The 24,105-nt window shown below is 74.7% G+C and carries 18 protein-coding genes and 3 tRNA genes; 16 read left to right on the top strand and 5 right to left on the bottom strand.

Annotated elements, in window-relative coordinates; all coding sequences use genetic code 11:
- Nucleotides 1-42: 42 nt before the first annotated feature.
- Nucleotides 43-864 carry a helix-turn-helix transcriptional regulator gene (locus ACK586_RS07265; protein ID WP_409329789.1) on the bottom strand — a complete coding sequence of 274 codons (822 nt, stop codon included), beginning with the start codon at nt 862-864 and terminating at the stop codon, nt 43-45.
- A gap of 92 nt (nt 865-956) precedes the next feature.
- Between ACK586_RS07265 and ilvD the strand changes: the two genes are divergently transcribed.
- The 6 genes from ilvD (at nt 957) to ilvC (ending at nt 11,898) form a co-directional block, all read left to right on the top strand.
- Nucleotides 957-2,678, top strand: coding sequence for a dihydroxy-acid dehydratase (gene ilvD / locus ACK586_RS07260; protein WP_409329788.1), 1,722 nt, complete (start codon nt 957-959; stop codon nt 2,676-2,678).
- Nucleotides 2,679-2,776: 98 nt separating this feature from the next.
- Nucleotides 2,777-5,416, top strand: coding sequence for a putative bifunctional diguanylate cyclase/phosphodiesterase (locus tag ACK586_RS07255; protein ID WP_409329787.1), 2,640 nt, complete (start codon nt 2,777-2,779; stop codon nt 5,414-5,416).
- The gene (locus ACK586_RS07250; protein WP_409329786.1) at nt 5,413-8,172 is read left to right on the top strand and encodes a putative bifunctional diguanylate cyclase/phosphodiesterase; all 2,760 of its coding nucleotides are present in this window, start codon (nt 5,413-5,415) and stop codon (nt 8,170-8,172) included. The genes ACK586_RS07255 and ACK586_RS07250 overlap by 4 nt, the downstream gene beginning before the upstream one ends.
- Nucleotides 8,173-8,385: 213 nt before the next feature.
- Nucleotides 8,386-10,257, top strand: a complete 1,872-nt coding sequence (locus tag ACK586_RS07245) for an acetolactate synthase large subunit (RefSeq protein WP_409329785.1) — start codon at nt 8,386-8,388, stop codon at nt 10,255-10,257.
- Between the two features lie 12 nt (nt 10,258-10,269).
- A complete protein-coding gene (gene ilvN / locus ACK586_RS07240) occupies nt 10,270-10,797 on the top strand; it encodes an acetolactate synthase small subunit (RefSeq protein WP_409329784.1) in 528 nt (175 codons plus the stop codon).
- A gap of 12 nt (nt 10,798-10,809) precedes the next feature.
- A complete protein-coding gene (gene ilvC / locus ACK586_RS07235; RefSeq protein WP_425330372.1) occupies nt 10,810-11,898 on the top strand; it encodes a ketol-acid reductoisomerase in 1,089 nt (362 codons plus the stop codon).
- A gap of 64 nt (nt 11,899-11,962) precedes the next feature.
- Here the strand turns inward: ilvC and ACK586_RS07230 are convergent, their stop codons facing one another.
- Together ACK586_RS07230 and ACK586_RS07225 are read right to left on the bottom strand one after the other, a co-directional pair.
- Nucleotides 11,963-12,508 (bottom strand): hypothetical protein, encoded by a 546-nt coding sequence (locus tag ACK586_RS07230; protein WP_409329782.1) that lies wholly within the window; start codon nt 12,506-12,508, stop codon nt 11,963-11,965.
- A 94-nt stretch (nt 12,509-12,602) separates the two neighbouring features.
- Entirely contained in the window at nt 12,603-13,481 is an 879-nt protein-coding gene (locus tag ACK586_RS07225; RefSeq protein ID WP_409329781.1) for a hypothetical protein, read from the bottom strand.
- Between the two features lie 113 nt (nt 13,482-13,594).
- On the opposite strand from ACK586_RS07225, the gene serA reads away from it, so the two are divergent.
- From serA to ACK586_RS07205, 4 genes are all read left to right on the top strand, one after another.
- Entirely contained in the window at nt 13,595-15,196 is a 1,602-nt protein-coding gene (gene serA / locus ACK586_RS07220) for a phosphoglycerate dehydrogenase (protein ID WP_409329780.1), read from the top strand.
- 38 nt (nt 15,197-15,234) lie between these two features.
- A complete protein-coding gene (locus ACK586_RS07215) occupies nt 15,235-16,257 on the top strand; it encodes a 3-isopropylmalate dehydrogenase (RefSeq protein ID WP_409329779.1) in 1,023 nt (340 codons plus the stop codon).
- Nucleotides 16,258-16,532: 275 nt separating this feature from the next.
- The gene (gene cimA, locus ACK586_RS07210) at nt 16,533-18,122 is read left to right on the top strand and encodes a citramalate synthase (protein ID WP_409329778.1); all 1,590 of its coding nucleotides are present in this window, start codon (nt 16,533-16,535) and stop codon (nt 18,120-18,122) included.
- Nucleotides 18,123-18,257: 135 nt separating this feature from the next.
- On the top strand, nt 18,258-19,172 hold the full coding sequence (locus tag ACK586_RS07205; protein WP_409329777.1) for a DUF559 domain-containing protein: 915 nt from the start codon (nt 18,258-18,260) through the stop codon (nt 19,170-19,172).
- A 63-nt stretch (nt 19,173-19,235) separates the two neighbouring features.
- Here the strand turns inward: ACK586_RS07205 and ACK586_RS07200 are convergent, their stop codons facing one another.
- Nucleotides 19,236-19,565, bottom strand: coding sequence for a putative quinol monooxygenase (locus ACK586_RS07200; protein ID WP_409329776.1), 330 nt, complete (start codon nt 19,563-19,565; stop codon nt 19,236-19,238).
- A complete protein-coding gene (locus ACK586_RS07195; protein WP_409329775.1) occupies nt 19,562-19,945 on the bottom strand; it encodes a VOC family protein in 384 nt (127 codons plus the stop codon). Before ACK586_RS07195 ends, ACK586_RS07200 begins: the two co-directional genes overlap by 4 nt.
- A 63-nt stretch (nt 19,946-20,008) precedes the next feature.
- Here ACK586_RS07195 and ACK586_RS07190 point away from each other — a divergent pair, with 63 nt between their 5' ends.
- The 6 genes from ACK586_RS07190 (at nt 20,009) to ACK586_RS07165 (ending at nt 24,066) form a co-directional block, all read left to right on the top strand.
- Complete coding sequence (locus ACK586_RS07190) at nt 20,009-20,821, top strand: fumarylacetoacetate hydrolase family protein (protein WP_409329774.1); 813 nt, start codon at nt 20,009-20,011, stop codon at nt 20,819-20,821.
- Between the two features lie 5 nt (nt 20,822-20,826).
- The gene (gltX, locus tag ACK586_RS07185) at nt 20,827-22,290 is read left to right on the top strand and encodes a glutamate--tRNA ligase (RefSeq protein ID WP_409329773.1); all 1,464 of its coding nucleotides are present in this window, start codon (nt 20,827-20,829) and stop codon (nt 22,288-22,290) included.
- A 9-nt stretch (nt 22,291-22,299) separates the two neighbouring features.
- Complete coding sequence (locus ACK586_RS07180) at nt 22,300-23,628, top strand: CPBP family intramembrane glutamic endopeptidase (protein ID WP_409329772.1); 1,329 nt, start codon at nt 22,300-22,302, stop codon at nt 23,626-23,628.
- A 69-nt stretch (nt 23,629-23,697) separates the two neighbouring features.
- Nucleotides 23,698-23,769 (top strand) — tRNA-Gln (locus ACK586_RS07175).
- 45 nt (nt 23,770-23,814) lie between these two features.
- A tRNA-Glu gene (locus tag ACK586_RS07170) sits at nt 23,815-23,887 on the top strand.
- A gap of 106 nt (nt 23,888-23,993) precedes the next feature.
- Nucleotides 23,994-24,066 (top strand) — tRNA-Glu (locus ACK586_RS07165).
- The last annotated feature ends 39 nt before the right edge of the window (nt 24,067-24,105 follow it).

Raw genomic sequence — 24,105 nt, 5'->3', positions numbered from 1 at the left:
GACGGGGGCGGCGGCCACGCTTCCCGATGCTCCCAGACGCGCTCACTCGCGGAGCCGGCGCAGCCGATCGGCGGTCTCGCTGCCCGGGGCGGCCGTGTAGACGACGAGCTGCACACCCGGGGCATCGGCAGGCGTCAGCTGGTGGTGATCGAGCAGCAGCGTGCCCACGGTCGGGTGCTCGAAGCGCCGCTCGCCGGCGCTGAACCGGTCGACGTCCCGGCTGGCCCAGCCCGCACGGAAGTGCTCGCTGGCCGCCTCCAGCCGGGCCACCAGGGCGAGCACCTCGGGATCGCTGAGCCGGGCGCCGGCCTCGGCGCGGAACTGGGTGAGGAACCGGCGGCTGTCGGTCTCCCAGTCACCGAGCAGGGCGCGGACCGCCGGGTCGGTGAAGACCAGCCACAGCAGGTTGCGGTCGGCCGGCGCGGCGGCTGCAGCGCCCGGGTAGAAGCGGGCGTAAGCGGTGTTCCAACCGACGATCGCCCAGCTCGCGGTGATCGCGTAGGCGGGCGAGGGATCCAGGGCATCGAGCAGCCGCTGCAGGTGTCCGGGCAGCCGGTCGGGACCCGACGCCGGCGCCGGAGCCCGGTGCCCGGTCAGCCGCAGCACGTACTCGTGCTCGGCGGCCGACAGCCGCAGCGTGCGGGCCAGCGCGTCCACGACCTGGCGCGACGGGTTGATGTCCCGCCCCTGCTCCAACCACGTGTACCAGGTGTGGCTCACCCCGGAGAGCAGCGCGACCTCCTCGCGGCGCAGCCCCGGCCCCCGTCGCCTGCCGGCTCCCGGGACGCCCGCCGTCTCCGGGTCGACCTGCTGGCGGCGGGAGCGCAGGAAGGCGCCGAGCTCGCGGCGGGCGGCGCTGGGCACGGCGATACCTCCCGGTGCCAGGACTGGTGGTGGTGATACCAGTATCAGCGCTGTCTCGGCTCGCCCGGGCCCGGCGCCTACGCTCTGGAGTCGTGACCACGGTCGAGACAGAGCCCACCGCCAACGACGCCCGCGCGGCCACCGTCGACGTCAAGCCCCGCAGCCGCGAGGTGACCGACGGCATCACCAAGGCGCCCGCCCGCGCGATGCTGCGCGCGGTCGGCATGGGCGACGACGACTGGGAGAAGCCGCAGATCGGCGTCGCCTCGTCCTGGAACGAGATCACCCCGTGCAACCTCTCCCTCGACCGGCTGGCCAAGCGGGCCAAGGAGGGCGTGCACGCCGCCGGCGGCTACCCGCTGGAGTTCGGCACCATCTCCGTCTCCGACGGCATCTCCATGGGCCACGAGGGCATGCGCGCCTCGCTGGTCTCGCGCGAGGTCATCGCCGACTCCGTCGAGACCGTCATGTTCGCCGAGCGCCTCGACGGCTCGGTGCTGCTGGCCGGCTGCGACAAGTCCCTGCCCGGCATGCTCATGGCCGCCGCGCGCCTGGACCTCGCCGCCGTCTTCCTCTACTCCGGCTCCACGTTGCCCGGGAAGCTGGGCGACCGCGACCTCACCCTCATCGACGTCTTCGAGGGCGTCGGGGCCTGCGCCGCGGGCCGGATCACCCGCGACGAGCTCACCGCCATCGAAAAGGCCGCCTGCCCCGGCATGGGCTCCTGCGGCGGCATGTACACCGCCAACACGATGGCCAGCGTCGCCGAGGCCCTGGGCATGAGCCTGCCCGGCAGCGCCGCCCCGCCGGCTCCCGACAGCCGCCGCGACGCGTTCGCCGTCGCCTCCGGCGAGGCCGTGGTCAACCTGCTGCGCAAGGGCATCACCGCCCGCCAGATCATGACCCGCGAGGCGTTCGAGAACGCGATCACCGTGGTCATGGCGCTGGGCGGCTCGACCAACGCCGTCCTGCACCTGCTGGCGATGGCGCACGAGGCGCAGGTCGAGCTGACCCTCGAGGACTTCAACCGGATCGGTGACCGCACCCCGCACCTGGCCGACGTGAAGCCCTTCGGCCGGTACGTGATGACCGACATCGACCGGGTCGGTGGCGTGCCCGTCGTCCTCCGGGCGCTGCTGGACGCCGGCCTGCTGCACGGTGACGCGCTCACCGTCACCGGAAGGACGATGGCCGAGAACCTGGCCGAGATCGCCCCGCCGGACCTCGACGGCACGATCGTCCACGCGATGAGCGACCCGATCCACAAGACCGGCGGGCTGACGATCCTGCGCGGCTCGCTGTCCCCGGACGGCGCGGTCGTGAAGTCCGCCGGCTTCGACGCCGAGGTCTTCGAGGGCACCGCGCGGGTCTACGACGGCGAGCAGGGTGCGATGGACGCCGTCACCGAGGGCACGCTCCGGCCGGGCGACGTCGTCGTCATCCGCTACGAGGGGCCCAAGGGTGGCCCCGGCATGCGCGAGATGCTCGCGGTCACCGGCGCGATCAAGGGCGCGGGCCTCGGCAAGGACGTCCTGCTGCTCACCGACGGCCGCTTCTCCGGCGGCACGACCGGCCTGTGCGTGGGGCACGTCGCGCCGGAGGCCACCGACGGCGGCCCGATCGCCTTCGTGCGGGACGGCGACCGGATCCGCCTGGACCTGGCCACCCGGACGCTCGACCTGCTGGTGGACGACGACGAGCTGGCCCGCCGCCGCGAGGGCTGGCAGCCGCTGCCGCCGCGCTACACGACCGGCGTGCTGGGCAAGTACGCCAAGCTCGTCGGCTCGGCCGCGACCGGCGCGATCTGCGGCTGAACGGGGCACGCTGACCCGCGCGGGCGGGCGCACCCCCAAGGGGTGACCCCGCCCGCGCCGGGCTCCAGACGCCCTCACGCACCGCCGAAGCCTGCGGTGTGGACAGGCAGAGGTGGGCCCTGCTCGCGGGTGCCGCAGCGGCGCTCGCGGCGTGCGCCGTCGCCGCCGTCCTGCCCTCCCTCGCCCGCGTCGGTGACGTGGCCGTGGCCACCGCCGGGGTGGGCGCGGCCGCCTGGATCGCCCGCGCGACCTGGCGCTCCCAGGAGGGGGCCCGCGGCTGGCGGCTCATGGTGGTGGCGACGCTGTTCCCGGTCGCCGCCTTCGTCGCCTACCTGCTGGTCGCACCGACCGACCCGCTCGACACCGTCCTGCTGCGCTGGGTGCCGACCGTGCCCGGCTACGTCCTCGCCGTCGCCGCGCTGCTCACCCTGGCGCCCCGCGAGCGCCTGCGCAGCGGCGTCCGCGGCGTCGTGGAGGTGGCGCTCTTTGGCGCGGCCTGCCTGACCGGCATGCTGCTGCTGATCTTCGGCACCCAGGGCACCTGGGCGGCCACCCCCGTTCCCGGGCGGTTCGTGCTCGTCGCCGCCGTCGTCGCCACCTCGGCGATGCTCGTGGCCGCCCTCGTCCTGCTGGCCGCCGTCGAGAGCCACCGCCAGCCCACGGCCCTGGTCCTGCTCGGCGCCGCCATGGCCCTGACCGCCGGCCGCGGCCTCGCCACCTCCGCGACCCTGAACGGACTCGACGGCGCGCTCACCGCCAGCCGCTTCCTGGTGGTGGTGGGTCTGGCGCTGCTGTCGCTGGCCGCCGGCATGGACCCCGGCCCGGGCCGCGCCCCCGCGGTCCGGCCGCGCACCGGGCGGTCGGTCCGGCTGGGCTCGGTCCTGCCCCACCTGGCCATGCTCGTCGCCGTCCTCGGCGTCGGCGTCACCGCGCTGCTCGACCTGCGCCCGACCAGGGCAGCGGTCGTCGGCGCCGTCCTGTGCGTGGCCCTGGCCGGTGTGCACCGCTGGGTCACCGCGCTCGACGAGGCCCGGCTGAGCACCCGGATCATGCGCAGCGAGGCGTGGTTCCGCTCCCTCGTGCGGTCCAGCAGCGACCCCGTGCTGATCCTGGACGACGCCCTGCGCGTCACCTGGGCCTCGCCCACGGTCACCCGCCTGCTCGGGAACGGCGGACCTCTCGCCGGCCGGGACCTGCTCACCCTCACCCACCCCGCCGACGTGCTGCCGGTGGCCCGCGCCCTGCATCCCGCCGTCCCCGGCGAGCCGGCCGGTGCCCTGGTCCTGCTGCGGCTCCCGCACGCCGACGGCTCCTGGCGCCACGTCGAGGCCGGTGTGTCCGACCTGCGTGCCGACGTCGACGTCCGCGGGCTGGTGCTGCACTGCCGCGACGTCAGCGAGCGGCACGACCGGGAGCGTGCGCTGGAGGACCTGGCCTTCACCGACCCCGCGACCGGGCTGCCCAACCGCGCCGGCTGCGACCGCCTGATCGGGCAGCACCTCGCCGCCGCCGTCCCCGGCGACGAGCCGGCGACGCTGCTGCTGGTCGAGCTCGACGGCCTGGCCGAGGTCCGGGAGGACGCCGGACGCGACCTGGCCTCCTCCGTCCTGGTCGAGCTCGCCCGCCGGCTGCGCGTCACCGTCCGCGGCGACGAGGCGGTAGCCCGGCTGGGCGGCGACGCCTTCGCCGTCCTCGCCGCCGGCGGCCCGCGGGCCGCCGACCTGCTGGCCGACCGCTGCCTGTCGGCCGTCGAGCAGCCGATCACCACCGCCGCCGGCGTCTACGACCTGACCGCCGACATCGGCCTGGTGTCGCTGGAGGCCGGCCTGTCCCCGGGCGAGGTGTGGACCCGCGCGGAGATCGCCGTGCGGGCCGCGCGCAAGGCCGGGCGGGGGAGCGCGCGCCGGTTCGAGCCCGCCCTGGGCGCGGCCGACGAGCGGCGGGCGCGGCTGCGCGAGGACCTGCCGGGCGCCTGCGCCCGCGGTGAGCTCACCGTGGCCTACCAGCCGGTCGTCTCCCTCGAGGAGCAGCGGGTCGTCGGCGTCGAGGCCCTGCTGCGGTGGCGGCACCCGGAGCTCGGCGAGGTCCCGCCGGCGGAGTTCGTGCCCATCGCCGAACGGGCGGGGGTGATCGGTGACCTCCAGCGCTGGGCGCTGGAGCAGGCCGCCCGCGCGGCGGTCGGCCTGCCGGTGCGGCATGCGCCGCTGCGGCTGGGGGTCAACATCTCCGCCTCCCACGTCGCCGCGCGCACCCTCGTGGGGGACGTCGCCGCGGTGCTGCAGTGCACCGGCCTGGCGCCCGAGCGGCTGATCCTCGAGATCACCGAGGCGACTCTGGCCGCCGACACCGACGCGATCGCCGTCGACGTCGAGGCCCTGCGGCTGATGGGCGTGCACGTCGCCCTCGACGACTTCGGCACCGGCCACTCCTCGCTGCACCACCTCGGCGCGCTGCCCATCGACGTGCTGAAGCTCGACCGCGACTTCGTCGCCCGTGTCGACCGGGACCCGCGCAGCCGGGCGCTGTGCGAGTCGGTCATCGCGATCGGCCGCGCCCTCGGGCTCGACGTGGTCGCCGAGGGCGTGGAGACCCCGGCCCAGCTCGGCGTGCTGCGCGGGCTCGGCTGCGGGTTCGCCCAGGGCTTCCTGCTCAGCCGCCCGCTGCGGCTGACACAGCTCACCGCGCTCCTCGAGTCCGGCGCGGGCACGCTCTGGCCGGGACTGGTCGGCACGCGATGACTCTCTCCCGTCCGCACCCCAGCCCGCGCGCCGCCGCCTTCGGCGTCCTGCTGCTCCTGCTCGGCGCCGTGTGCACCGCAGCCGAGCTCACGGGGTCCTCGCTGGACTCCTGGGTGGTCCCGGCCTGCCTGGCGACCGGATCGCTGGCCGCCGTCGCCCTGGTGACCCGCCTCACCACCGGGCTCCGTGGCCGCTCGGGCCGGCCCTGGCGCGCGCTCGTCGTGGCCGGCGCCCTGCTCGCGAGTGGCCAGCTGGTCGCCGGGTTCCGGGGGGTCACGGCGGACCGGTCCACCGGGGGCATCGAGGACCTGGCGATGCTCTCGGCCGCCCCCGTCGCGCTCGCCGGCGCCCTCTGGCTGATGCCGACGCGGGCCGGACGGCGGATCGGCTCCCGCGCGCTGCTGGACGGGTCGATCCTCACGGCGTCCCTCGCGCTGCTCGGCCACATCGCCCTCGGCGGTGTCCTCCCCGCGGGCGGTGCGGCCGCGGACGAGCTGCTCGCCACCGCCTACCCGCTGGTCGCCGTCGCGCTCTGCGGCATCGGCCTGCTCCCCGTGACCGCCGTCGCCGAGAGCCGCCGGCGCGCGGCGACCTGGATGCTGGTGACCTTCTTGGGCATGGCGGTCGTCGCCGTCAGCGGGGCGGTGGGGCGGGCCACCGGCGCCCCCCTGCCGCTGCTGCTCGCCGACCTCGTCTGGCTCGGCACGCTGGCCACGGCGGCACGGGGCGCGGCGACCGACCCCGGTGAGCCGGCCGGGCCGCCCGAGCACCACACCCTCCCTCTGCGGGGCGGGCTGACCGCGCTGGCCTCGGCCGGTGTCCTGCTCGCCGTGCTCACCGGCGCCGCCGCGCTGGGCCGCTCCGTCTCCACGGCCGAGGCCGTCGGCGGACTGGTCGTGGTCGGCCTCATGTCGGTGCGCACCCTCCTCTGGGCGCTGGACGCCCACCGGCTGACCCGGCGGCTGCAGAACGCCGAGCGGCGCTTCCGGTCCCTGGTGCACAGCGGCGACGCCGTCACCCTGGTCCTGGACGCGGCCGGACGGGTCACCTGGGCCTCCGGCGCCGTGGCCGCCCAGCTCGGCTGGCGCGCCGACGAGCTGGCCGGCCGCGGGCTCGCCGCACTCCTGCACGTCGCCTCCCGGGCGGTGCTCGCCCGGCTGGTCGCGGCCGTCCGCTCCGGATCGGCGGTCGAGCTGCCGGTGACCTTCCGGCTGGGCGCCCGCTCCGGGGCGTGGCACGACGTCGAGGTCCTGGGCGCCGCGCCGGACCGGGAGGCGGGCAGCCTGGTGCTGCACCTGCGCGACGTCACCGAGCGCAGCACCACCCAGCGCGAGCTCGAGCGGCTCGCCTACACCGACTTCCTGACCGGCCTGCCCAACCGGGCCCGGCTCATGGCCGCCCTGGACGACGCCATCTCGCGCGCCCCGGCCGGCGCGCGCTCGTGCCTGCTGCTGCTGGACCTCGACGGCTTCAAGTCGGTCAACGACGTGGCCGGGCACGACGCCGGCGACGCGCTGCTGCGCGAGGTCGCCGCACACCTGTCCGGTGCGGCCCGGGAGCGCGACCTCGTGGCCCGCCTGGGCGGTGACGAGTTCGCCCTGGTGGTCGACTCCGGGCCTGAGGAGGCCCTCGCACTGGCCGAGCGCCTCGTCCGGGGCCTGGACCGCACCCACCGGTTCCCCGCCGGCGCGAGCGGGCCCGGCGGGGCGCCCGCCGTCGGACCGCCGCTGCACGTCTCGGCCAGCATCGGCGTCGCCGAGATCGGCCGGCACGGGGACGCCTCGGCGACCATGCGCGAGGCGGACCTGGCGCTGCGCACCGCGAAGGCCGACGGCAAGAACGGCGTCCGGGCCTGCGGTCAGGCGCTGGTGGAGGAGACCGGCCGGCGCAGCCGGCTGGCCCGTGACCTGCCGCAGGCCCTGGAGCGCGGTGAGCTGCGGGTCGTGTACCAGCCCGTGGCGAGCCTCGACGAGCGCCGCGTCCTCGGGCTGGAGGCCCTGGCGCGCTGGGACCACCCCGAACTCGGGGCGGTCTCGCCGGAGGAGTTCGTCGCCCTCGCCGAGGAGGACGGGCTCATCGTGCCGCTGCAGCGCTGGGTCATCCGCACGGCCACGGCCGAGCACGCCCGCCTGATCGCCGGCGGTCGAGACCTGCGCCTGGGCGTGAACATCTCCGCGCTGCACGTGCAGGCGCGCTGCCTGGTGGAGGACGTGACGACGGCGCTGGAGGCCGCCGGCCTGCCGGCCGACCGGCTGATCCTGGAGCTCACCGAGTCGGTGTTCACCGACGACGCGGACCTGCTGCGCAGCACGCTGGCCGAGCTGTCCGACCTGGGCTGCATCGTCTCGCTGGACGACTTCGGCCGCGGCGCCTCCTCGCTCACCCAGCTGGCCCGCCTGCCCGTCGACGTCCTCAAGATGGACCGCGGCTTCGTGACCGGCCTCGAGTCCGACCCGCGCCGCGCCGCCCTCGTCGCCGGCGTCGTCGACCTCGGACGCACCCTGGGCATGGACGTCGTCGCCGAGGGCGTCGAGACGCCGGCGCAGCTGGCCGTGCTCCGCTCGCTGGGCTGCCGCCTCCTGCAGGGCTGGCTGATCGGCCGCCCGGTCCCGGCCGCCGAGCTCGCCGCCGCCGTCGACGGCTTCGACGCCGGGGTCCTGGACGTCCCGGCCGGCCTGCCCGGGAACGCGCCCGGCGGTGCGACCGTGTCCCACGCCACGCACGACACCGTCCACCTGGCGGGACGGCTCGGTTGACGGGGAGGGCGGCGGAGGCGCACAGTTGTCCCGTGCCCTCCGCCTGCCCGCAGCTCGTAGTCGCCTAGCGCGCCGGTCGTCCGACCGACGCGCTCACCCCTCCGTGCCCGCGGCACGAGGGGTTTTTTTGCGCCCCGAGCAGGTGGCGCGCCCGTTCCCGGCCACCCACCGACCCACCCGCCGCACCCAGGCCCCCGCCAGGAGATCGCCGTCATGAGCAGCACCACCCCGAGCGAGCAACCGACCCGCGACGCCGCCGCAGCGCTGGCCGGCGTGGAGACCGGCGCGCGCTCGGTCGCCGAGGCGGCCCACGCCCCCCTCCAGGGCATCACCGGCGCGCAGAGCCTGGTCCGCTCGCTCGAGGCCGTCGGTGTCGAGGTCGCGTTCGGCATCCCCGGCGGGGCGATCCTGCCGCTGTACGACCCGTTGTTCGACTCGCGCATCCGCCACGTGCTGGTCCGCCACGAGCAGGGCGCCGGCCACGCCGCGACCGGGTACGCGCAGGCCACCGGCCGGGTCGGGGTGTGCATGGCGACCTCCGGCCCCGGCGCGACCAACCTGGTGACGCCGCTGGCCGACGCGTACATGGACTCGGTCCCGGTCGTGGCCATCACCGGGCAGGTGCCCAGCGGCGCCATCGGCACCGACGCCTTCCAGGAGGCCGACATCCGCGGCATCACGATGCCGGTCACCAAGCACAACTTCCTCGTCACCTCGGCCGACGAGATCCCGCAGCGGATCGCCGAGGCCTTCCACCTGGCCTCGACCGGGCGGCCGGGCCCCGTGCTGGTCGACGTCCCCAAGGACGTCCTCCAGGCGACCACCGACTTCTCCTGGCCGCCGCGGCTGGACCTGCCCGGCTACAAGCCGACCACCCGGCCGCACGGCAAGCAGGTCCGAGAGGCGGCCGGGATGATCTCCGCGGCCCGCCGGCCGGTGCTCTACGTCGGCGGCGGCGTCATCAAGGCCGACGCCACCGTGGAGCTCGCCGAGCTCGCCCACCTGTGCGGCGCGCCGGTGGTCACCACCCTGATGGCCCGCGGCGCCTTCCCGGACAGCGACCCCCAGCACCTGGGCATGCCCGGCATGCACGGCACCGTCGCCGCCGTCACGGCGCTGCAGAAGGCCGACCTCATCGTCGCCCTCGGGGCGCGCTTCGACGACCGGGTCACCGGCAACCTCGCGTCCTTCGCGCCCGAGGCGAAGATCGTCCACGCCGACATCGACCCGGCCGAGATCGGCAAGAACCGCAAGGCCGACGTGCCGATCGTCGGGGACGCCAAGGAGACGATCACCGAACTGGTCGCCGCCGTCCGCGCCGAGCACGAGGCCGGCCGCACGCCCGACCTGACCGCCTGGTGGGCGCAGCTCGACGACTGGCGCAGCCGCTACCCGCTGGGCTACGACTGGCCCGAGGACGGCTCGCTGTCCCCGCAGTACGTCATCGAGCGCCTCGGCGCCATCGCCGGCCCCGACGCCATCTACACCTCCGGCGTCGGCCAGCACCAGATGTGGGCCGCGCAGTTCATCCGGTACGAGAAGCCCGGCACCTGGCTCAACAGCGGCGGCCTCGGGACGATGGGCTACGCCGTCCCGGCCGCGATGGGCGCCAAGTACGGCCGCCCGGAGACGACGGTGTGGGCCATCGACGGAGACGGCTGCTTCCAGATGACCAACCAGGAGCTGGCCACCTGCGCCATCGAGGGCATCCCGGTCAAGGTCGCCGTCATCAACAACGGCAACCTCGGCATGGTCCGCCAGTGGCAGACGCTGTTCTACGAGGGCCGCTACTCCAACACCAAGCTGCACCCGGTCGACGACAAGGGTGAGCGCAAGCCGATCCGCATCCCCGACTTCGTCGCGCTCGCCGAGGCCCTGGGCTGCGTGGGGCTGCGCTGCGAGTCCAAGGACGACGTCGACGCCGTGATCGAGAAGGCCATGGCGATCACCGACGCCCCCGTCGTCATCGACTTCGTCGTCGGCGCCGACGCCCAGGTGTGGCCGATGGTCGCGGCGGGAGCCAGCAACGACGACATCCTCGCCGCGCGCGACCTGCGCCCGGTCTTCGGCGACGACCAGGTCTAGGAGACGACAGCCATGACCCGCCACACCCTGTCGGTCCTCGTCGAGAACAAGTCCGGCGTCCTCGCCCGCGTCTCGGCGCTGTTCAGCCGCCGGGGCTTCAACATCGAGTCGCTCGCCGTCGGGCCCACCGAGAACCCGGACCTGTCCCGCATGACGATCGTCGTCGACGCCGAGTCCGCGCCGCTCGAGCAGATCACCAAGCAGCTCAACAAGCTGATCGAGGTGATCAAGATCGTGGAGCTCGAGGGTGACTCCGCCGTCCAGCGCGAGCTGCTGCTGGTCAAGGTCCGCGCACCCATGGCCGACCGCACCCAGGTGCTGCAGACCGCCGACCTCTTCCGGGCCCGCGTCATCGACGTGAACACCGACACCGTGACCCTCGAGGCGACCGGGACGCCGGACAAGCTGCAGGCGCTGCTCGCCGTCCTGGCCCCGCTCGGGATCAAGGAGATGGCCCAGTCGGGCACCGTCGCCCTGGGCCGGGGTCCGCGGTCGATGTCCGGCGCCGGTACCTTGCGCCCGGTCGACCGCACCGCCTAGACGGGGGACCCCCTGCACGGGGGCCAGCACGACTCGTCCACGCAGAGAACCCACCGAAGGAGTACGTACCGCATGGCCGCCGAGATCTTCTACGACGACGACGCCGACCTGTCGATCATCCAGGGGCGCACCGTCGCCGTCCTCGGGTACGGCAGCCAGGGGCACGCGCACGCCCTGTCGCTGCGCGACTCGGGCGTCGACGTCCGCGTCGGGCTGCCCGAGGGCAGCAAGAGCCGGGCCAAGGCCGAGGCCGAGGGCCTGCGGGTCGTGACCCCCTCCGAGGCCGCCGCCGAGGCCGACCTGATCATGATCCTCGCGCCCGACCACGTGCAGCGTCACCTGTACACCGAGTCGGTCGAGCCGAACCTGCAGGACGGCGACGCGCTCTTCTTCGGCCACGGCTTCAACATCCGGTTCGGCTACATCAAGCCCCCGGCCGGTGTCGACGTCGCGATGGTCGCCCCGAAGGGTCCCGGGCACCTGGTGCGCCGCGAGTTCTCCGACGGCAAGGGCGTGCCCTGCCTGGTCGCCGTCGAGCAGGACGCCAGCGGCAGCGCGCTGCAGCTCGCCCTGTCCTACGCCAAGGGCATCGGCGGGACCCGCGCCGGCGTCATCCGGACGACCTTCGCCGAGGAGACCGAGACCGACCTGTTCGGCGAGCAGGCCGTGCTCTGCGGTGGCGCCAGCGCGCTGATCACCGCCGGGTTCGAGACCCTCACCGAGGCCGGCTACCAGCCCGAGGTCGCCTACTTCGAGTGCCTGCACGAGCTGAAGCTGATCGTCGACCTCATGTACGAGGGCGGCATCGCCAAGCAGCGCTGGTCGGTCTCCGACACCGCCGAGTACGGCGACTACACCTCCGGCCCGAAGGTCATCGACGCCCGCGTCAAGCAGTCGATGGGCGAGGTCCTCGCGGCGATCAAGGACGGCTCCTGGGCCGCGGCGTTCATCGCCGACCAGGACGCCGGGGCGCCGGACTTCACGCGCCGCCGGGCCGAGGCCGAGGCGCACCCGATCGAGGAGACCGGGCGCAAGCTGCGCGGCCTCATGAGCTGGGTGTCCGCCTCCGACGACTACACCGGCACCGCCGCCCGCAACTGACGCCGCCGGACGGCTCGAGGCCCCCGCTGCCCGACCGAGCAGCGGGGGCCTCGAGCCGTGTGCGTCAGTAGGCCTGGCCGCGGGCCGCGTAGTACTGCTTGACCTGCGGCTGCAGCAGGAGCGCGACGACGATGCCCGGGATCACGAACCCGAGGACGCTGGACGCCGCGTTCCCGCCGTCCTGCGCCAACGACACGATCAGGGACAGCACGTTGATGCCGATCGTCACGTAGGTCAGCATCAGCAGCAGCTTCGGGGAGCCACCCTGCAGCACCTTGATGCCCGACCACAGCAGCGCTGCCGAGACGGCCAGCGAGAGCAGCACGACCAGCCCCACCACCGCGGCACCCAGGCCGAACGCCGCCAGCATGACGATCAGGCCGAACAGGGCCCCGAGCGCCCCCCAGACGATGGCCACGATGGCGGCCGCGGTCGCCTGACCCGGGCGCTGTGCGGGAGCGCCGTGCCCGCCGTACCCCTGCGGGCCGGACCCGTAGCCGGGCTGCGGAGCGCCGTAGCCCGGCTGCGGAGCGCCGTAGCCGGGCTGCGGGGAGCCGTACCCGGGCTGTCCCTGCGGGTCGCCGTACGGCGGTGGGGTCGGGGTGGTCATGCTGCTTCTCCTCCTGGAGGTCGGTGGCCCCGGCGGCTCGGGGTCGGCGGCGCAGCCTAGGGGCGGGAGCCCACCGGTGGGGCCTCCCGCCGCGTCACCGGGAGCGTCGGGCACGCTGCGCGGCGAACCACGCCCCGGCCTGCCGGTTCGACAGCAGCACCACGATGAGGATCGAGACCACCAGGCCGATCAGACCCAGCACCGCCCCGCCCGCGCCCTCGTCCTGGGCGGAGCCGAGGCCGGCGAAGAACACCAGCCCGGTGAAGGCGATCGCGATGGATCCGGCCACGATCAGCATCACCCGGCTCCGGCCGGTCAGGGCCCACACCGAGCCCCAGATGGTGACGACCGCCCAGGCCAGCGCGAGCGCGCCGAAGGCGAAGAAGACGCCGGCCGCTGCGCCGAGGAAGTCGCCGAGCCCCGGCAGCACGTCCTCGGCCTCGTCCCGGTTCCCGGTCGCGACCGCCGCGACCGCGAAGAAGCTGATCGTCACCAGGACGCCCAGCGCGCCCCAGATGAACCCCAGGACGGCGGCGGTCACCACGCCACCCGGGCGGGACACCTCGCCGCCGTACCCGCCGTACGGACCGTAGGGCGAAGCGGCGTACTGCTGCCCGTACGCGGCCGTCCCGTACTGCTGCTGCTCGTACGGGGAGACAGCGGACCCCTGCCCGTACGACGGCTGGCCGTAGCTCTGCTGGTCGGACCCCTGCTGGCCGTAGCCCTGCTGGCCGTAGCTCTGCTGCCCGTAGCCCTGCTGGCCGTAGCCCTGCTGGCCGTAGCTCTGCTGGCCGTAGCCCTGCTGGTCGGACCCCTGCTGGCCGTAGGCGGGCTGGCCGTAGGCGGGCCGGCCGTAGCCCTGCTGCTCGGACCCCTGCTGGCCGTAGCCCTGCTGGCCGTACCCCTGCTCACCGGGGGACGTCTCCCCGGGGCGCTGGCCCTCGCCACGCCCGTCCTCGCCCTGGCTGCTCACTCGGTCCTCCCATCGGCGCCGGCCGTGCCGACGGTCTGCGGCCACCCTCACCCGCGGCGGGCTCCCGGGCAAGGACCCGCGCGGGATGTCCGCTGGTCCTAGGCTCGGGCGCTGTGACCGCTGCTGACGGCGCCGCGCCCGTCGTCCTCATCGCCGAGGTGCTGGCCCCCGGCGTGCTGGAGGTCCTGGGGCCCGACGTCGAGATCCGCACGGTCGACGGCGCCGACCGGGCGGCCCTCCTGCCGGCGCTCGCCGACGCCGACGCGGTGCTGGTCCGCAGTGCCACGCGGATCGACCGCGAGGCGCTGGCCGCCGCCCCGCGGCTGCGGGTGGTGGCCCGCGCCGGGATCGGGCTGGACAATGTGGACGTCGCCGCGGCCACCGAGCGCGGCGTCCTGGTGGTCAACGCGCCCACCTCGAACGTCGCGAGCGCCGCCGAGCACGCCGTCGCCCTGCTGCTCGCCGCCGCCCGGCAGATCCCGGCGGCCGACGCCTCCCTGCGCGCAGGCTCCTGGGAACGCTCCCGGTTCATGGGCGTCGAGGTCTCCGGCAAGACCGTCGGCGTGGTGGGCCTGGGCCGGATCGGCGTCCTGGTGGCCCAGCGGCTCGCCGCGTTCGGGACGACGCTGATCGCCCACGACCCCTACATCCAGCCCGGCCGGGCCGCGCAGCTCGGCGTCCGGCTGGTGTCGCTGGAGGAACTGCTCCGCGAGTCCGACTTCATCACCGTCCACCTGCCGAGGACCCCCGAGACCGTCGGGCTGATCGGCGCCGCGGAGCTCGCCGTTGCCAAGCGCGGCGTGATCCTCGTCAACGCGGCCCGCGGCGGGCTGGTCGACGAGGAGGCACTGGCCGATGCCCTGCGCTCGGGGCAGGTCCGGGCGGCCGGTCTCGACGTGTTCGACTCCGAGCCGGCCACCGACAGCCCGCTGTTCCGGCTGGCCAACACCGTCGTCACCCCGCACCTGGGTGCCTCGACCACGGAGGCCCAGGACAAGGCGGGGACGGCGGTCGCGCACTCGGTCCGCCTGGCGCTGCAGGGCGAGTTCGTGCCCGATGCGGTCAACGTGCAGGCCGGTGGCGTCGTGGCCGAGGACGTCCGGCCCGGCCTGCCCCTGGCCGAGCGGCTGGGCACGGTCTTCGGCGCCGTCGCCGGGGGTCTGGCCCAGTCGGTGACGGTGGACGTGCGCGGCCGGCTCGCCGAGTTCGACGTCTCGGTCCTGCAGCTCGCCGTCCTCAAGGGCGTCTTCACCGACGTCGTCGAGGACCAGGTCACCTACGTCAACGCGCCGCTGCTGGCCCGGCAGCGCGGCCTGGAGGTGTCGCTCACCCGCGACCTGGAGAGCCCCGACTACCGCAACCTGGTCCGCGTCCGGGGCGCGATGGCCGACGGCGCCGAGGTCACCGTCTCCGGGACGCTGTTCGGCAAGAGCCAGGTCCCCAAGCTGACCGAGATCGACGGCTTCGCCATCGACCTCGACCTGGCCGGCCACCTGCTCTTCTTCGTCTACACCGACCGGCCCGGCGTGGTCGGCACCGTCGGTGCGGCGCTCGGCCGTGCCGGCGTGAACATCGCCGGCGCCCAGGTCAGCCGCACCACTCGCGGCGGTGAAGCGCTCATGGTGGTCACCGTGGACAGCCCGGTGCCGGCGGACCTGCTCGCCGACATCGCCCGCGCGATCGGGGCCCGGGAGGCCCGCGCCGCCGACCTGTGACGCAGGGCCGCGAGGGCATCCGGCTAGGGTCCACCCCCATGCGCCTGGCAGTGATCGCGGGAGACGGCATCGGACCGGAGGTCGTGGCCGAGGGGTTGAAGGTGCTCGGGGAGGTCGTCCCCGACGTCGAGACGACCCCCTACGACCTCGGGGCCGCGCGCTGGCAGCGCACCGGCGAGCTGCTGCCCGACACCGTGCTCGACGAGCTGCGCCAGCACGACGCGATCCTGCTCGGCGCGATCGGCGACCCCGGCGTCCCGCCGGGCATCCTCGAGCGCGGGCTGCTCCTGCGGCTGCGCTTCGAGCTCGACCACCACGTCAACCTGCGCCCCGCGCGGCTGTTCGACGGCGTCCGCAGCCCGCTGGCCGCGCCCGGCGAGATCGACATGCTGTGCGTCCGCGAGGGCACCGAGGGTCCCTACGTGGGCAACGGCGGCGTGCTGCGCCGCGACACCCCGCACGAGGTGGCCACCGAGGTCAGCCTCAACACCGCCTTCGGCGTCGAGCGCGTCGTCCGGTACGCCTTCGAGCGCGCCGTGGCCCGCCCGCGCAAGCACCTGACCCTGATCCACAAGACCAACGTGCTCACCCACGCCGGGTCGCTGTGGTCGCGGACGGTCGAGGAGGTCTCGGCCGAGTTCCCCGAGGTCGCCGTCGCCTACCAGCACGTGGACGCGGCGACGATGTTCTTCGTCACCGATCCCGGCCGCTTCGACGTCATCGTCACCGACAACCTCTTCGGCGACATCGTCACCGACCTGGCCGCCGCCGTCACCGGCGGCATCGGCCTGGCGGCCAGCGGCAACCTCGACGCCTCGGGCACCAACCCGAGCATGTTCGAGCCGGTGCACGGCTCGGCGCCCGACATCGCGGGGACCGGCGTCGCCGACCCGACCGCGACCGTGCTCTCGGTGGGGCTCCTGCTCGAGCACCTGGGCCGCGGCGACCAGGCCCGGAAGGTCAACGCGGCGGTCGCCTTCGACCTGTCCACCCGCGACCCGCAGGCCCCCATCCGCACCCAGGAGGTCGGCGACCGCCTCGCGGCGCTCGCCTCCGGCTGACGCCGGGGCGCCACGGGACCGGGACGGCCGTCGAGGCGGCGAGTCCCCGCGGTCGCGGGGACGCCGTCCCGCGTGCCGCCTCCACCGCCCGGCGGCCCGGACCGGCCCGCACCGGTGGTGTGCTTTACTCCCCGGTGATGTCCCGCACCGCCGTCGCGATCCTCGACATCGCGATTATCGACTAGCGCGCAGTCCCACCCCGACTGCGCGCAGACCTCCCCTACCCGGGAGGTCTTTTTCGTGTCCGGGCCGAATCCAGTTCCGCAGGAGCCCCCATGCCCACCGCTGCCGACTTCCACGTCTTCGACACCACGCTGCGCGACGGTGCCCAGCGGGAGGGCGTGAGCTACTCCGTCGCCGACAAGCTGGCCGTGGCGCGGCTGCTCGACGAGATCGGCGTCGGCTACATCGAGGGTGGCTGGCCCGGCGCGCTGCCCAAGGACACGGAGTTCTTCGCCCGCGCCCGCTCCGAGCTGCAGCTGCAGCACGCGGTGCTGGTCGCGTTCGGCAGCACCCGCCGCGCCGGCGTCCGCGTCGAGGACGACCCGCAGGTGGCCGCGCTGCTGGAGGCGCAGACCCCGGTGGTGTGCCTGGTGGCCAAGTCCGACGTCCGGCACGTCCGCGAGGCGCTGCGCACCACGCTCGAGGAGAACCTCGCGATGGTCGCCGACACCGTCGCCCACCTCGTCGCCCACGGCCGGCGGGTGTTCGTCGACTGCGAGCACTTCTTCGACGGGTACGCCGCCGATCCTGGCTACGGGGTGCAGGTCCTGCAGACGGCGTTCGCGGCCGGCGCGGAGGTCGGGGTCCTGTGCGACACCAACGGCGGCATGCTGCCGATGACCGTCGGCCGGGTGGTGGCCGACGTCCGCGCCCGCACCGCCGGCAGGCTCGGCATCCACTGCCAGAACGACACCGGCTGCGCGGTCGCCAACACCCTCGCCGCGGTCGAGGCCGGCGTCACCCACGTGCAGGGCACCGCCAACGGCTACGGGGAACGGGCCGGCAACGCCGACACCTTCCAGCTGATCGCCAACCTGGTCACCAAGATGGGCCTGCCGGTCGTCCCGGCCCCGTGCCTGCCGGAGCTGCAGCGGGTCAGCCACGCGATCGCCGAGCTCGCCAACATCGCCCCCGACGACCACCAGCCCTTCGTCGGGGCCTCGGCGTTCGCGCACAAGGCCGGCCTGCACGCCAGCGCGATCAAGGTCAGCCCCGAGCTGTACAACCACCTGGACCCGGCCGTCGTCGGCAACGACATGCGGATCCTGGTGACCGAGATGGCCGGCCGGGCCTCGGTGGAGCTCAAGGGCCGCGAGCTCGGCGTCGACCTCGCCGGGCAGGCCGACGCCATCGGCCGCGTCGTGGACCAGGTCAAGGTCCTGGAGGCCGACGGCTGGTCGTTCGAGGCCGCCGACGCCAGCTTCGAGCTGCTGCTGCGCTCCCAGCTGCCCGACGCCGCCCCGCCGCTGTTCGAGCTGGAGAGCTACCGGGCGACCGTCGAGCACTGGGGCAACGGCCTGGTGGTCGGCGAGGCCACGGTCAAGGTGCACGTCCCCAACGAGGACGGGACGACGCAGCGGATCATCTCCACCGCCGAGGGCAACGGCCCGGTCAACGCGCTCGACGTCGCCCTGCGCCAGGCGCTGGTCGGCCGGTACCCGGAGCTGGCCGGGGTGGAGCTGGCGGACTACAAGGTCCGCATCCTCGGCTGGAGGGGCGGTACCAGCGCCCGCACCCGGGTGCTCATCGACACCACCGACGGCGCGGGGGAGTGGACCACGGTCGGCGTGCACGACAACGTCGTCGAGGCCAGCTGGCACGCCCTGGTCGACGCGCTGACCTACGCAGTTCGTCACCGCTGACCGGAGTACCCGACACCGTGCGCGCAGGTGCGGTTCGACCGCTGATCCCTGCACCCGCGCGCACGACGTCGGGTCGTGTCCACAGATCGTGGCGATGCCTCCCCGAAGTGGACCGGTACCACGAAGGTCCGTCGGGTGGACGTGGACGCCGTCGTCGGACCGGCCGGGTGGGCGACCCGGGCGCAGCTGCTCGAGCGGATCAGCGCCCGGACGCTGTCGAGCTGGGTGACGGGCGGCAGGCTGGTGCGACTGCAGCCGGGGGTCCTGGCCACGCCCGCGGCGGCAGGCCGGTGGCGGGTCCGGGTGGCCGCGGCGCTGTCCGGGCGGGGCGGTGCCGCGAGCCACGGCACGGCGCTCGCGCTCTGGGGGCTCCTCCCACCGCCCGCCGGGCCGGTGCACGTCACGGTCGAGGACTGCCGCAGCGCCCGCGGGTCGGCCGGTGTGGTGCTGCACCGCAACTCCCTGGCGTACGCGGATCGACACCGGGTCGAGGGACTGCCGGTGACCTCGGTCGAGCGCGCGGTGGTGGACGCCTGGGGTGCACCGGGGCCGCCGCCGCGCAGCGACGTGCGCGCGGCGGCCATCACCGCCGTCCGGAACCGGATGTGCCGGCCGGCGGACCTGGCGTTCGAGCTGGGGCGCAGCACCCGGCTGCGAGGCCGGGCGGAGCTGGCGACCGTGGTCGGCCTGCTCGCCGACGGGTGCCGCAGCGAGCTGGAGATCTGGGGCGTCCTCGAGGTCCTGCGCACCCCCGGCATGCCGCCGTTCGTGCAGCAGCGCCCTATCCGGGTCGGCGGCGAGACGTTCGTCCTCGACGTCGCCTACGAGGACGCGATGCTCGCCGTCGAACTCGACGGCGCCGCCTGGCACGGATCGCGCAGGCAGCGCGAGGACGACATCCGCCGCGACTCCCTCGTAGCGACCACGGGCTGGCAGACCCTCCGCTACGGCTTCCGCCGGCTCACGGCCGAGCCGACGGCGTGCCGGCGCGACGTCCTCGCGGTGTACCGAGCCCGGCGCCGGCTCCTGGGCCTCGACAGCGGGCGCTGAGGTGCAGCGCGGTCCCCTCTGGCTGCACCTCCGCGCACGATGTCCAGGGCCGGCCCGGAGGAATCAGCCGCGGGGCTGGATCTCACCCATCGGGCCGAACCCGCTGACGTCGGGCGCGTCGATGTAGATGATCTGCGGCTGGGCGCTGACCAGGTCCGGGGCGACGTCGACGAACCGCTTGAAGTGGTCGGTGCCCACGTGCGACCCGCCCGCGTCGGCGTCCCGGAAGCCCTCGATGCAGACGAAGGTGTCCGGGTCCTCCAGACTGCGCGACCACTCGAAGAAGACGCTGCCCTCCTCGGCGTTCACGGCCGTCGCGTAGTCGCGGGCCAGCGACGTCCACTCCTCGATGCGCTCGGGGCGGACGGGGAACTTCACGACGATGACGATCACGGTCTCTCCTCCAGTCGTGTGCGGAGCAGGCAGAAGGCGTTGCCCTCCGGGTCGGCGAGCACGTGCCAGCTCTCCTCCCCGGTCTGCCCGACGTCGGTGGGCGTGGCGCCCAGTGCCAGGAGCCGCTGCAGCTCCTCTTCCTGGTCGCGGTCGGTCGGGTTCACGTCCAGGTGCAGGCGCGGCCTGGCCGCCACCGGATCGGCCACCGGCGCGAACACCAGCGTGGGCGCCGGCCCGCCGAAGCCGGCCTCGGGGCCGATCTCCACCGCGCCGTCGTCGTCCCGCGACAGGACGCGGTAGCCGAGCACCCGCGCCCACCAGGCCGCGAGGGCCTCGGGGTCGCGCGAGTCGACGACGATCTCGGACAGGCGGCAGGCCATGCACCCGACCGTAGGGGTCCGCCGCCGGCGCGGCCCGGCGGAGAGGGTCAGTAGCCTCGACGTGTGCGCATCGTCCGTTTCGCCTCGCCCTCGGGCATGTCCTTCGGCGTCCTCGACGGGGACGGCCAGGTCGCCCAGATCGAGGGTCACCCGTTCGGCTCCATCTCCTTCACCGGGCAGCGGTTCCCGCAGGCCGACATCCGGCTGCTCTCGCCGATCCTGCCGAGCAAGGTGGTCTGCGTCGGCAAGAACTACGCCGCGCACGTGGCGGAGATGAGGACCGGCGACGCGCCGAAGGAGCCCTTGCTGTTCCTCAAGCCCTCGACCTCGGTGATCGGCCCGGGCGACGCCATCCGCATCCCGCCGGGCAGCGCCAACGTCCACCACGAGGCCGAGCTCGCCGTCGTGATCGGCGCGCGCGGTGCCCGCAACGTGAGCCCGGAGCAGGTGCCGGCCAGCATCTTCGGCTACACGATCGGCAACGACGTGACCGAGCGGGACATGCAGCGCAGCGACGGCCAGTGGACCCGGGCCAAGGGCTTCGACTCGTTCTGCCCGCTGGGCCCGTGGATCGAGACCGACCTGCCCGGCATCGGCAAGGACCCCGCCGACCTCGAGGTCACGTGCACCGTCGACGGCGAGCTGCGCCAGCAGGGCCGCACCAGCCAGCTGCTGTTCGATGTGCCGACGCTGGTCTCCTACATCTCCCGCGTGATGACGCTGCTGCCCGGCGACGTCGTCCTCACCGGGACCCCCTCGGGGGTGGGTCCGATCGCCCCGGGCCAGCGCGTCGAGGTGTCCATCGAGGGGCTGGGCACGCTGGCCAGCACCGTGTCCGGGGCCGACACCGTCTCCACCGCCGGCGGCGCCCGGTGACGGGCGTGCGCACCCGTTTCTGCCCGTCGCCGACGGGCACGGTGCACGTCGGCCTGCTGCGGACCGCGCTGTTCAACTGGGCGCACGCCCGGCACACCGGTGGCACGTTCGTGTTCCGCATCGAGGACACCGACGCCGCCCGGGACTCCGAGGAGTCCTACCGCCACCTGCTGGACTGCCTGCGCTGGCTGGGGCTGGACTGGGACGAGGGCCCGGAGGTCGGCGGGCCGCACGGGCCCTACCGGCAGTCGGAGCGGTCCGACGTCTACCGCGAGGTCGCGGCGGAGCTGCTGGCCGCAGGGCACGCCTACGAGTCCTTCTCCACCAACGAGGAGGTCGACGCCCGCCGCCTGGCCGCGGGCCAGGACCCCAAGCTCGGCTACGACAACGCCGACCGGTTCCTCACCGACGCCCAGAAGCAGGCCTTCCGCGACGAGGGCCGCTCGCCGGTGCTGCGGCTGCGGATGCCCGACGAGGACCTCACCTGGACCGACCTGGTCCGCGGCGAGGTGCGCTTCGCCGCCGGGTCCGTGCCGGACTTCGTGCTCGTCCGCGGCAACGGGGCGCCGCTGTACCCGTTCGTCAACCCGGTCGACGACGCCCTCATGCAGATCACCGACGTGCTGCGCGGCGAGGACCTGCTGCCCTCCACCCCCCGCCAGATAGCCCTGTACCGGGCGCTCACCGACATCGGCGTCGCGCAGGGCACCCCCCGGTTCGGGCACCTGCCCTACGTCACCGGTGAGGGGAGCAGGAAGCTCTCCAAGCGCGATCCGCAGTCCAACGTCGACGTCTACCGCGAACGCGGTTTCCTGCCCGAGGGGTTCGCCAACTACCTCGCGCTGCTGGGCTGGGCGATCGCCGACGACCGCGACGTCTTCTCCACCGCGGAGATGGTCGAGGCCTTCGACGTCACCCGGGTCAGTGCCAACCCGGCTCGGTTCGACCTCAAGAAGGCCGAGGCGATCAACGCCACCCACCTGCGCGCGCTGCCGGCCGAGGAGTTCCTCGACCGGGTCCGGCCGTTCCTCGCCGCGGCGGGGCTGGTCGCCGATCCGCCCACCGCCGAGCAGGACCGGGTGCTGCGGGCGATCGCGCCCCTGGCCCAGGAGCGCATGGTCGTGCTCTCCGACGCGGTCGGGCTGCTCGCGTTCCTCTTCACCGACGACGTCGAGATCGACCCGGCCGCGGCCGCCAAGCAGCTGGCCGGCGCCGACGCCGCCGAGGTGCTCGACGCGGCCACCTCGGCGCTCGCCGACCTCGGCGACTGGTCGACCGCGGCCATCGAGGGCGCGCTGAAGGCCGCGCTGGTCGACGGGCTGGGGCGCAAGCCACGCCAGGCGTTCGGGCCGGTCCGGGTCGCCGTCAGCGGCCGGACGGTCTCCCCGCCGCTGTACGAGTCGATCGAGCTGCTGGGGCGCGACCGCACGCTCGCCCGGCTGGCCACGGCCCGGGCCGCCACGGGCTGAGGTGGCGGCATGACGTGGGCCGGTGGGCCGGTGGACGGCGAGGCGGACGACGGCGCGCCCTACACCGGGCCGCCTCCCACGGCGCCCTACGGGGCGCCGCCGCGGGTGCCCGGTGCCCTGCCCGGCCTGCACCCGCCGCTGCCGCACGGCGCCGCCGGGCCGGTCCCCTGGCCGCTGGGGCCCGTGCCCATGCCCCCCGGGCCGCACACCCACCTCCCCGGGCCCCCACCCGGCGGGCCACCGCCCGGAGGCGCCCCGCCGGCCTGGGGGCCGCAGGGCGGGGGGCCGCCGGCCTGGGGGCCGCAGGGCGGGGGGCCGCCGGCCTGGCAGCCCGGCGGCGGGCCGCCTCCCTGGGGGCATCCCGGGTGGGGGCCGCCACCCTGGGCGCTGCCCCCGCCGCTCCCGCACGACGTGCCGACGTCGTTCCTGCAGATGATGCGCACACGGACCTGGCGCTGGTGGCGCCCGCTGCTCGGGCTGCTCCTCTTCGCCGTGGTCTACGCCGTCGTCGCCGTCGCGGTCGTCCTCGTCGGGGCGGTCGGCCTGGTCACCCGCAGCACCGTCGACCTGGAGTTCGCCGACCTCGCCGACCCGTGGGTGCTGCTGGTCACCAACGTCAGCCTGGCCGTGGCGATCCCCGTGGTGTGGCTGGCGTGGGTGGCCGCCCACTCGATGCGGATCGGCTCGTCGTCCTCGGTGCTCGGCCGGCTGCGCTGGGACCTGGTGCGCCGCTACGTGCCGCTGGCGCTGGCGACGCTCGGGGTGGGCATCGGCGTGCAGGTCGCGCTCGGTCTGGCGCTGGACGACGGCCTCGCGGTCGCCGGGCCCACCCGCTCGTTCGCCGGGCTGCTGCTCGTCGTCGTCCTGACCACGCCACTGCAGTCGGCGGCGGAGGAGTACGTCTTCCGCGGGTACCTCAGCCAGGCGATCGCGGCGTGGGTCGGGCGGGAACGGGCCGGCGCGCTGGTGGCCGCCGTGATCACCGCGACGCTGTTCTCCGTGGCGCACGTGCCCGGGGACTTCCTGCTGTTCCTCGACCGGTTCGCCTTCGGACTCGCCGCCTCGGCAGTGGTCTGGCTGACCGGGGGCCTGGAGGCGGCGATCGTGCTGCACGCCGTCAACAACGTGCTGGTGTTCGTCCTCGCCGGAGCCCTGGGCGAGGGGGTGGAGACCGATGCCACGGTGACCGGCTGGGCCGGCCTGCTGATCGTGGTCCTCGACGTCCTGGCGATGGCCGCGTTCGTGCTGCTGGTGCGCCGGTCGGCGGCGAGGCGGCCACCCGGGACCCGCACCGCGGCGCAGGACCTCCGGCCGTGGGCGGCCGCCGCGCCTCGCTGAGGGGGGTGCGCCGGCCCCCTCGGGGCGTCGGGTATGGTTGTCCCCGCGCCGCGAGGCGTGCACGACCCTTGGGGTATGGGGTAATTGGCAGCCCGACGGTTTCTGGTTCCGTTAGTCTAGGTTCGAGTCCTGGTACCCCAGCGAGAGCGGTCCGCTCCGGCGGAGACGCTCTCGGCACCACCGCACGGCCCCGTCGTCTAGCGGCCCAGGACGCCGCCCTCTCACGGCGGTAGCGAGGGTTCGAATCCCTTCGGGGCTACGCACGCGAGAGCCCCCGGTCACCGACCGGGGGCTCTCGCCGTTTCCCGGGGGAGGGGGACCCGGCTGCCGGTGCCGCTGCGGGGCGTGGCAGCATGGGTGTGCACGGCCCCGTCGTCTAGCGGCCCAGGACGCCGCCCTCTCACGGCGGTAGCGAGGGTTCGAATCCCTTCGGGGCTACGCGCGCGAGAGCCCCCGGTCACCGGCCGGGGGCTCTCG

This window comes from Trujillonella humicola (assembly GCF_046233715.1).
In the GTDB taxonomy this organism is placed as follows: domain Bacteria; phylum Actinomycetota; class Actinomycetes; order Mycobacteriales; family Geodermatophilaceae; genus Trujillonella; species Trujillonella humicola.
This window is presented reverse-complemented; position numbering and strand designations above follow the sequence as displayed.